This is a genomic window from Brevundimonas sp. (assembly GCF_036659295.1).
Taxonomy (GTDB): domain Bacteria; phylum Pseudomonadota; class Alphaproteobacteria; order Caulobacterales; family Caulobacteraceae; genus Brevundimonas.
The window spans coordinates 1-3936 of the sequence record NZ_JAVXCU010000137.1 but is presented as its reverse complement, the minus strand read 5'-3'; the positions used below and the strand labels follow the sequence as shown (position 1 = coordinate 3936).

Here is a 3936-nt window from a genome sequence, read left to right as displayed (position 1 = left end):
CTGATCGACCGCCTGTCGTCTGGCCGTGCCCGCGCCCGTATGCCGCGCGCCGTTGTACTGTGCCCGACCCGCGAACTGGCCGATCAGGTCGCCGAGAACTTTGCCAAATACGCCAAGGGCACGCGCCTGAACTGGGTGCTGCTGATCGGTGGCGTGTCGATGGGCGATCAGGTCGCCATGCTCAACAAGGGCGTGGACGTGATGATCGCGACCCCTGGCCGCCTGCTGGACCTGTTCGAACGCGGCAAGATCCTTCTGACCGGCGTCGAAATCATGGTCGTCGATGAAGCCGACCGCATGCTCGATATGGGCTTCATTCCCGACATCGAGCGCATTTTCAAGCTGACGCCGCCGCGTCGCCAGACCCTGTTCTTCTCGGCCACCATGCCGCCGGAAATCACCCGTCTGACGCAGCAGTTCCTGAAAGACCCGACACGTATCGAGGTCTCGCGTCCGGCTCAAACCGCCGACACCATCACCCAGCACATTACCCGTCTGCCGATTTCCGACCCCAAGGCCAAGCGTACGGCACTGCGTCTGCTGATCGAGCGTTCGGAAGTGCAGAACGGTATCGTCTTCTGTAACCGCAAGTCCGACGTGGATATCGTTGCCAAGTCGCTGGCCGTACACGGTTTCAACGCAGCCCCGATCCACGGTGATCTGGACCAGTCCCTGCGCATGAAGACCCTGTCCGATTTCCGTAATGGCGATCTGAAACTGTTGGTGGCATCGGATGTGGCCGCGCGCGGTCTGGACATTCCAGCCGTCAGCCACGTCTTCAACTATGACGTGCCGCACCATGCAGACGACTATGTGCACCGTATTGGCCGCACCGGCCGCGCGGGCCGCACGGGCGATGCCTTTATGATTGTGACCCCGTCGGACGAGAAGTCGCTCGACAAGGTTCTCAAGCTCATCAAAAAAGATCCTGTCGAGTTGCCGCTGGATGGCGTCGACTTCACGTCCATCAGTGACCGCCCGCGCAGCACCGAAGGCCGCTCGAACCGTGGTCGTCGCGAGCGCATGCGTGAGCCCAAGGCCCTCGAAGCCGAACTGCTGACCTCCGACGCTGTGTCGCCAGACGAAGCGGTTCAGACGCCCGTTTCCGAAGTGAAGGAAGAAGGTCGTTCACGCCGCTCCCGCTCGCGTCGCAAAACCGAAACAGCCGTTGAAACCGTCGAAACGGTCGAAGCCGTAGCCATCGAAAGCCTCGAAACGGATACGGCACCTGCTGCACCAAAGGCGGACAAGCCTTCGCGCAATCGCAGCCGGAACAACCGCAAGTCATCTTCCGAGCCGCAAAAAGCGACCGAAATGGCTAAGACGAGCGCGGCTTTCGGTGACGAAATCCCGGCCTTCCTGCGTCGTCCGGTTATCCTGCCCGCCTGATACAAGTTTTGCGTTCCGCTTAACCTGCGGGTTACGCATTATCCCTAGGTTAAACCTGAAGTAGTCGGGGGGAACCGATGAGTGAGCATGTAGATACTGCCGTTCGCGGGCCGCAGGCCTATGATCTGGCTCGCCAGGCGATTGAAGCTATGGAGTCCGCCAAGGTTTGGCCGACTCCGCTCAACTTTGAGCTGTGGTTGCATTTCATTTCTACGCCCGACAGTCCGCTGTCGCAGGAAATGAAACGCCTGCTGGGCATCCATACGACCTTTACGGACGCCGTTTCAGAATCTCTGGCGACAGAATTCCTGCCGCGCAGTCGTTTGTCTGAAGAAATCCGCGATGCGGGTGCGGTGCTGAATCGCGAATTAGCGGCCGTGGCAATTGCCATCGACAAGGCGCGCGAAATTCAGGTCCAGTATGCCGACACCCTGACGGACGCCAAGGTGCAGCTGGATCAAAGCACGCCGCCCAATCCTCTGGCCGAACTTGTCGGCACGCTGTCCAAGGCGACACGCCGAATCCAGCGTCATACGGTCGTGCTCGAAAAACGTCTTGAGTCCTCACATACAGAGGTCAACAAGTTGCGGACGCATCTGGAGCAGGTGCGTCGCGATGCCATGACGGACGCGTTGACCAACCTTGCCAACCGCAAGGCCTTTGACGAAAAGCTTGTGTCGCTATGTGCCTCGGCTGACAAAACCGGAAGCGCCATCAGTCTGGCTGTTGTCGATATCGACCACTTCAAGCGTTTCAACGACACCTGGGGCCACCAGACCGGCGATCAGGTTCTTCGCTATGTGGCCAGCGCCATTGCACGCATCACCACGCCGACACGCGTAAGCGCCCGATACGGTGGCGAGGAGTTCGTCATCGCCTTCACCGAGGAAAGTGTCGCGCAGGTCGAGGATATCCTGAACACTCTGCGTGTCGATATTGCCTCGCGCGCCCTGCGCCGCCGCTCAACCAATGATGATCTGGGTGTGGTGACGATTTCGACCGGCTATGCGACACGTCAGCCGAAAGAGACCCCGTTCGAGCTTATGGAGCGTGCAGATGCTGCACTCTATGTCTCCAAGCGCGCAGGCCGTAACCGCACAACCAGTGCGGAAATCACGCAAAAGCCCAAGGTCGTGACCACAGTCTAGGACTGTGGTCACGACGAAAGCTGAAAACGCTATTACTGGGCGGGAATAACCGCGCCCTGATATTTCTGGGCAATGAAGGCACGCGCCGCTTCGCTACGCAGTGCATTGGCCAGAGCGACCAGGCGCGGATCGTCCTTGTTGTCCGGACGCGCCACCAGATAGTTCACATAGGGGCTATCAGCGCCTTCGAGGGACAAAGCATCCGTACGCGGGCTGAGACCGGCATCCAGCGCATAGTTGGTATTGATAACGGCACCATCAACCTGCGGCAGGATGCGCGGAATCGTAGCCGCCTCGACTTCGCGGAACGTCAGGCCCTTACGGTTGTCCTGAATGTCAGCCACGGTTTGCAGCGGGTTTTCACCCTTTTTGAGCGTGATCAGACCTGCAGATTGCAACAGCAGCAGCGAACGGCCGGTGTTGGACGCATCGTTCGGCAGGACGATTTCCGCACCATTCGGAAGATCGGCCAACTTGGCGTGCTTCTTGGAATAGAGACCTAGCGGCTCGATATGAATGCCTGCAACAGTGACCAGATCAGCGCCACGCGCCGAGTTGAACTCTTTCAGGTACGGTTCGGTCTGGAAGTAATTGGCATCCAGACGCTTTTCGGCCAACTGAACATTCGGCTGAACATAGTCGTTGAAGACTTTGATATCGAGGGTAATTCCCTCTGCTGCCAGCAGCGGGCGAACGATTTCCAAAATCTCGGCATGCGGTACGGCGGTCGCGCCCACGCGCAACGGCTTGGACGTATCCGGCGCAGCCGCTTCTTTGTTGCTCCCACAGGCTGCGAGGAAACCGACAGCAGCCAATGCAGCAGCATTCAGCAAAAAGGAGCGGCGAGCGAACATAAAAATCCTCGGGTATAAGTCAGCGATGCGAGACCTTAGCCACTAGCCAGTCGCCAAGCATCTGTAGAATTTGAACAAGTATCAGCAGCAGAACTACGGTGACAAACATCACATCGGTCTGGAAGCGCTGATACCCAAAACGAACAGCAAGGTCGCCCAATCCGCCCGCACCGACAACCCCTGCCATAGCCGTATAACCGACCAATGCGATCGCAGACACGGTTGCACCGGCAATAATACCGGGCAAGGCCTCGGGCAAAAGGGCGCGGGTCACAATCTGGAAGGTTGATCCGCCCATAGCCTGGGTCGCCTCGACCACCCCGTGATCGACTTCACGCAGGGCATTTTCAACCAGTCGCGCATAGAATGGGGCCGTCCCCACCACCAGCGGCGGAATAGCGCCGAGCACGCCAAGCGAAGTCCCCACCATCAACATCGTCAGCGGAAGCATGACGATCAGCAGAATGATAAAAGGCAAGGAGCGCAGCACGTTCACAATAAATGACAGGATGCTGTTCACGACCGGATTGGCCGCCAACCTGCCC

General features: G+C 58.8%; 4 protein-coding genes. 2 read left to right on the top strand and 2 right to left on the bottom strand.

Annotated elements, in window-relative coordinates:
• Both RSB01_RS13745 and RSB01_RS13740 read left to right on the top strand, forming a co-directional pair.
• A partial coding sequence (locus tag RSB01_RS13745; protein ID WP_332625703.1) for a DEAD/DEAH box helicase occupies positions 1–1389 on the top strand: 1389 nt, incomplete at its 5' end.
• Between the two features lie 77 nt (positions 1390–1466).
• The gene (locus RSB01_RS13740) at positions 1467–2537 is read left to right on the top strand and encodes a GGDEF domain-containing protein (protein WP_332625702.1); all 1071 of its coding nucleotides are present in this window, start codon (positions 1467–1469) and stop codon (positions 2535–2537) included.
• Positions 2538–2569: 32 nt separating this feature from the next.
• On the opposite strand, the gene RSB01_RS13735 is transcribed toward RSB01_RS13740, so the two are convergent.
• Together RSB01_RS13735 and RSB01_RS13730 are read right to left on the bottom strand one after the other, a co-directional pair.
• Positions 2570–3391 carry a MetQ/NlpA family ABC transporter substrate-binding protein gene (locus tag RSB01_RS13735; protein WP_332619947.1) on the bottom strand — a complete coding sequence of 274 codons (822 nt, stop codon included), beginning with the start codon at positions 3389–3391 and terminating at the stop codon, positions 2570–2572.
• A gap of 19 nt (positions 3392–3410) precedes the next feature.
• Positions 3411–3936, bottom strand: a 526-nt coding sequence (locus RSB01_RS13730; RefSeq protein ID WP_332625701.1) for a methionine ABC transporter permease, incomplete at its 5' end; no start/stop codon positions are given.

Excerpts from the sequence above, each read along its gene's own strand:
- RSB01_RS13740 (WP_332625702.1), top strand. The coding sequence starts at position 1,467 with ATGAGTGAGCATGTAGATACTGCCGTTCGCGGGCCGCAGGCCTATGAT.
- RSB01_RS13735 (WP_332619947.1), bottom strand. The coding sequence starts at position 3,391 with ATGTTCGCTCGCCGCTCCTTTTTGCTGAATGCTGCTGCATTGGCTGCT.